This window comes from Vibrio sp. 10N.247.311.12 (genome assembly GCF_041467515.1).
In the GTDB taxonomy this organism is placed as follows: Bacteria; Pseudomonadota; Gammaproteobacteria; order Enterobacterales; family Vibrionaceae; genus Vibrio; species Vibrio crassostreae_C.
Map to the genome: position 1 here is coordinate 1 of NZ_JBFSUV010000085.1, position 5,560 is coordinate 5,560.

A 5,560-nucleotide genomic window follows, 5' to 3' on the forward strand; every position below is an offset into this window, starting at 1 on the left:
GATTCGGCATGAAAACGGTAGTTTGTGTATGATTTTTGTTTGGCGACTAAACCATGTCACTTACTACCGTTTTTGTTTTTAGTTCCCGCTAATGCGCGATGAACCTTATTTGTTTCGACCTAGTGAGTCAGAAACAGATAAACGGCTCTTTTATTGAGTGGGTGCTGGATTCGAAATCTAGCTCACGAAACCTTAGAGATTGAGTCTACTCAGTGATCTCTTGCAGCACTTCTCCGATTGACCCGCTTGGTTGGGTGATACCCAGTTTGTTCGAAAGCGTTGGCGCAATGTCATATGGCGTCACTGGTCGCGATACCTTCTTAGCTTCAACGTCGTAGCCTGCAAAGATCACAGGCACATGAGTGTCGTATTTCCACGGAGAACCATGTGTAGAGGCAATTTGGAGGCCTTCCATGTCGTTAATGTAGCTGCGCGGTGCAAATACTACGTACACGTCGCCAGAACGAGCAGGGTGGTAGTTGTTTTTAATTAGCTGCATCACATGCGTATCCGGTACTCGGTTAGCCGCAATGTCACTACTTGATACAGCAAACGCAACACCTTTCACTTTTGCAATTTCATCCGCAATAGCTTCTTGGACCTTAGCCAGATCAAGCTTCTTCTCAGCGATCAGATCATGATTCAGATAGATGTAAGGTTGTGCGTACAAGCGAATCGCGTCTTTGGTTAAACCAAATTCATCCTTCAATCGTTTCTCAACACCACTCGAGAGTAGTGTGTCTTTATTGAAGTATTGAGCTTGATTGAAACCAAGCGCATTTGCCGCAGGTGAAGATTCAGGTACACCGTGGTCGGCAGACAGCACAATCAATGTGTTTTCTAGCCCGACTTGGTTATCCACGGTTTTGAAAAGCTTAGCGAGAGTCTTATCAAGTCGGATAAGGTTGTCTTCTGTTTCTAGGCTTTCAGGGCCGTAAAGGTGCACCACGTAGTCATTTGATGAGAAACTCACTGACAGATAATCGGTCACGTCGCCTTGGCCAAGCTTCTCTTGCATCAACAAGGTGCTAGCGAAGTTTTCCGTGATTTCGTCACCAGCAGGGCTGACGGTTAGCGTTGTGCTGTAGTACTTGTAACTTGCCGGGCCATAAGGATGAGGGAAGGTGCGTTGGAAGTCACCGAGTTTCACTTTGTGTTCGGTATCGTGTTCTTGCAACGTGTATTTATCACGCGGTAATGAGAGCTCCCATTTCTGTTTGGAATACTGAGCAGCAATCGCTTTCTCGTTCCAGCGTGATACCCAATCTGGATACTCGTCATAGTAATAGTTACTGGTGACAAACTCCGATTGTGCTTTGGAGAACCAGAAGGCTTTACCACTGTGTCCTGCCAATGAGATTGCGCCGCGGTCTTTCACTGATACACCGAATACTTTTGATTTGCCACTATTGGAAATCGTCAGTTCGTCACCAAACGTGGTGGAGAGTATTGGCTCTGGAGAGCGGCCATCGCCTTGTGCTGTCTTCTGCGTTGGGTCGATCTCTGTTGCTTTATCGACACCTGCACCAGAGGTCAGCATTTGGTAGTTACCGTCTTCTACGTTATACACCAAACGTTCTTCGCTACGGTCATACCAAACGTTACCTACCATGCCGTGTACGCTCGGTGGAGCACCTGTTGCAAGCGACACATGGCCCACGATCGTTTCCGTGTTGCCATGTTGGTAGTTTGCGTTGGTGTAGTAGGTACCATCATCCATTAAGTACCGGAAACCGCCTTCACCGAAGTTGTGCTTATATCGTTCGATTAGATCTGCGCGCAGGCCATCTACCGTGATTTGAAGGACTAGATTTGGCTTTTTCTCAGCTGAAGCTGGGAGAGCGCAGAGTAACGCGAGGGTTAGTCCTGAAAGCTTGGTGTATTGCATAGAGTTTCCTTATTCACTGTTGCCGCTGAGTTCTAATGTTTGGTCAGGTTTCCAACGTTTGGCCAGATTTGTAACGTGTGTGCAGTGCGAATCGTATTTTTAGTATTGTTGGTGACGATTAGTGAACCATAACCTTCGGCATCTTTAGTTAGTTCGCTTCGTTAGCTAGTTCACATCCTTAACTAAACGCAGCCCCATATCTGACATAGTGATCGATTGGCTTGCGAAGTCACGACGGTAACTTTCAGATTCATTTTCGTCATAAGCAAAGCTGCCACCGCGAACCGATTTGTGTGATAAACCGACGTCGCTGTGTTTTGCGTTGTTAGGGTTGTCTGTTGGGCCGAATCGGTAGAAGGTGTCATCGAAGGCATCGATAACAAACTCGCCCACGTTTCCTGTCATGTCATATAAGCCTAGTTCATTTGGTTTCTTTAGCCCGACTGGATGTGCGCTATTTTTAGAATTTGCTGAGTACCACGCAACATCATCTAAGTTATTGGAACCACTGTAAGTATAGCCTTTACTTTTATTGCCACCTTTGGCTGCAAATTCCCATTCAGCTTCAGTAGGCAGACGGTATTCTTCACCCGTTAATTCATTCAACTGCTCAACAAAATAGTTTGCTTGCTGCCAACTAAGGTTATTGACCGGAACTTGTGGGTTTTGGAAATAACTGAGAGATGAACCCATCACCGATTCGAACAATTCTTGAGTCACCTCAAACTTCGCAATATAGAAACTATCTACAGTTACATTACGTGCAGGACGCTCTGCTTTGGTCGCTTCTGGACCGTTCGACCCCATGGTGAATGTGCCGCCTTCAACCAACACCATCTCTTGGTCAATTTGTTGGGCGATGGGGTGTGTAGGCACGCTTGCACAGCCACTCAGAAGGATAGTCATGGTGACGCTGCTAATTGTTGCTAACTGTTTGTAATTAAGAAATTTCATCACGTGCCTCAGATGTTCGAAATAGGGTCTAATTCTAACGTTTAAGGTCATTCCTATTGGTTATAAAGGGTATAACATGTCACCTGATCGAATAGGAATTATGATGGGTCCAGAATACTAAAATAGGTAGGTAAATCATGCATATTACTCAAGGTCCACAATATAACGGTAAAGCGTCTAAGCGCTTGCATGTCATGGCTAAGCCGATTGGCGCAGCATGCAACATTGACTGTAAATATTGTTACTACCTAAGTAAGCAAGATTTGTTGGAGTACAAGAAAGGCAGTTCTCCAAGAATGGATGATGAGACGTTAGAAACCTACATCCGACAATACATCGAAGGTCAAAACACGCCAGAAATTATCTTCTCATGGCAGGGTGGTGAACCTACCATGCTGGGTTTAGCGTACTTTGAAAGAGTGGTTGAACTACAGAAAAAGTACCGACCTGAAGGTGTGTTGATCTCAAACGATCTGCAAACCAATGGCACACTGCTCAATGACGATTGGGGTCGTTTCTTAGCAAAAAATAACTTCCTAATCGGCTTGAGTATTGATGGCCCTGAAATGTTGCACAATGCGTATCGTGTTAACAGAGCAGGCCGTGGTACATTCAAACAAGTGATGGCGGCCGTTGAACTGCTCCACAAACACCAAGTGAAGTTCGCAACGCTGACTTGTGTGAATAACCTCACCAGTCAAAATGCACTTGAGGTCTATCGCTTCCTACGTGATGTGGTGAAGTCACCGCAAATGCAGTTTATTCCTATCGTTGAACAGAAAACGTTCCGAACGGTTGCACCACAAACATCCCAAGTAAGCGAGCAGCTTAAACAAGGCGACAAACGCCTGATCCCCGGCCATAAAGATTCGATCATGGAATCGTGGTGTGTGTCGGATTTGGCTTGGGGTAATTTCCTTATTTCTGTATTTGATGAGTGGGCTAAGAACGACATCGGTAAGGTGTTTGTTCAGTATTTTGAAGCAAGTTTAGAAACGTGGATTGGGCGTCCGAACCCATTGTGTACCTTGAACGAGATATGCGGAAAGGGTTTGGCAATGGAGCCAAATGGCGATGTTTTCTCATGCGACCACTATGTTTACCCTGAGTACAAAATTGGCAATATTCATCACGAGAAACTTGATGATTTGGCGTACAGCGCACCACAGCAAAAGTTTGGTTTTGCTAAATCCCGCACACTGACCAGTCAATGTCAGCAGTGTGATTACAAGTTCACTTGTCATGGTGAGTGCCCTAAGAACCGCTTTATCAAAACTCGTGCAGGCGAACCGGGCTTGAACTACTTATGTGCAGGTTGGCATAAGTTCTTTTCTCATGTCGATAAGTCGATGGCGTACATCGCTCGCGCGATGGGGCATCCGGTTGCTCATGGTAAATTCAGCGACTCAGTATTGATGGCGCATCGAGCAAAACAGGCGCAACAAGCTACGTTCGAGACCAAGTTTTAACTCGTTCTTTGGATCAACAGGTCCAAGATAAATTTAATCAGATACGAGTCTAAGGACAGGCTAAGTTCTCCAGTTTAAGGTAATACTATGATGAAGAAGAGTTTAGCGACGGCTGTTGCTTTATTGATTTCAACGTCCGCATTAATTTCAACGTCTGCGATGGCTGCGAATAGCGTTCAACAAACGGTTGACGCGCCAGCACAAAATATCAATCAAGTGCTTGAAATGACGGACACTCAAACCCGCATTCAACAGTTGTCTTACATGGCACAAGATCAGAATCAATCTGTTGAAAATCGTACTGGTGCACTGCAAGAGCTTGCTTCATATCCAAGCCAAAATGCGCTGGTGGCGGTGGCAAGAGGCTTAAAAGATCAAAACCCTGAAGTTCGTGAAGCGGCGGTTATCGGTTCTGAACCTTACCAACTTGAACATCGCTGGGCGTTAGTTTCACCCTTGCTAAAAGACAGCGATACCATGGTTCGCCATACGGCAACGTCAAACCTAGTCCGTGACTTCAATGCATTGGATGACGAGCAGAAAGCACAAATTGAACCACCAGTCATAGAGCTTATTAGCTTCTTGGAAACGCAAGAATCTGAAAAGTACCAATTACTGTTTGCTGATGTACTCCGTTGGCACAATGAATGGGATAAAGCGGAAACGATCTATCTTGAGTTGATCAATACTCACCAGAAAGACCCTCAAGTTTGGCTGAGCTACGCGGATAACTTCCGAGCTCAGAATAAAGATCAACAAGCGGTCGAGGTGTTGGATCGTGGTTTGAAGAACGTGCCGGACAATGCAGCGATGCACTATTCTAAATCATTAACTTTGGTTCGCCTTGAAGACAAGGTAGCAGCAGCCAAAGAGATTGAAGTAGCAGCAGAACTTGCAAAAGATAACAGCTACTACTGGTACTTGAATGGGGTACTACAAGAAGAGCTGGATATCGACAAATCGACTAAATCGTTCGAGAAGGCGTATTTGATCTCTGGTTCTCCGGAGCAGTTATACGCGGTATGTGATATCTACGTGCGATACGGCAACGACAAGACCGATGATTGCTTGGGTGAGCTAGGTAAAGTGGCTCCTGACTATGTTATTGATCAGTTGAAAGATAAACGAGTAGCGCCAAGCTCATAATATCCTAATGAGTAATTAGCGAAGCCTATAATGAAAAGCCAGTCGACATGAAGTGACCCCGTAAAGTTGGACATTTCTGTTAAGCGGCTTTCAAGGCCTGAGT

The 5,560-nt window shown here is 45.4% G+C and carries 4 protein-coding genes; 2 read left to right on the forward strand and 2 right to left on the reverse strand.

Annotation, left to right across the window (positions count from 1 at the left end):
- Positions 1 to 205: 205 nt before the first annotated feature.
- Both AB6E30_RS22270 and AB6E30_RS22275 read right to left on the reverse strand, forming a co-directional pair.
- Positions 206 to 1,888: an alkaline phosphatase family protein gene (locus tag AB6E30_RS22270; protein WP_372105293.1), complete on the reverse strand. Its 1,683-nt coding sequence runs from the start codon at positions 1,886 to 1,888 to the stop codon at positions 206 to 208.
- A 165-nt stretch (positions 1,889 to 2,053) separates the two neighbouring features.
- Entirely contained in the window at positions 2,054 to 2,842 is a 789-nt protein-coding gene (locus tag AB6E30_RS22275; RefSeq protein WP_017060470.1) for an SUMF1/EgtB/PvdO family nonheme iron enzyme, read from the reverse strand.
- Positions 2,843 to 2,979: 137 nt separating this feature from the next.
- Here AB6E30_RS22275 and AB6E30_RS22280 point away from each other — a divergent pair, with 137 nt between their 5' ends.
- Both AB6E30_RS22280 and AB6E30_RS22285 read left to right on the forward strand, forming a co-directional pair.
- Positions 2,980 to 4,311 (forward strand): anaerobic sulfatase maturase, encoded by a 1,332-nt coding sequence (locus tag AB6E30_RS22280; protein WP_372105295.1) that lies wholly within the window; start codon positions 2,980 to 2,982, stop codon positions 4,309 to 4,311.
- An 87-nt stretch (positions 4,312 to 4,398) separates the two neighbouring features.
- Positions 4,399 to 5,457, forward strand: coding sequence for a hypothetical protein (locus AB6E30_RS22285; protein ID WP_372105297.1), 1,059 nt, complete (start codon positions 4,399 to 4,401; stop codon positions 5,455 to 5,457).
- Positions 5,458 to 5,560: the final 103 nt, after the last annotated feature.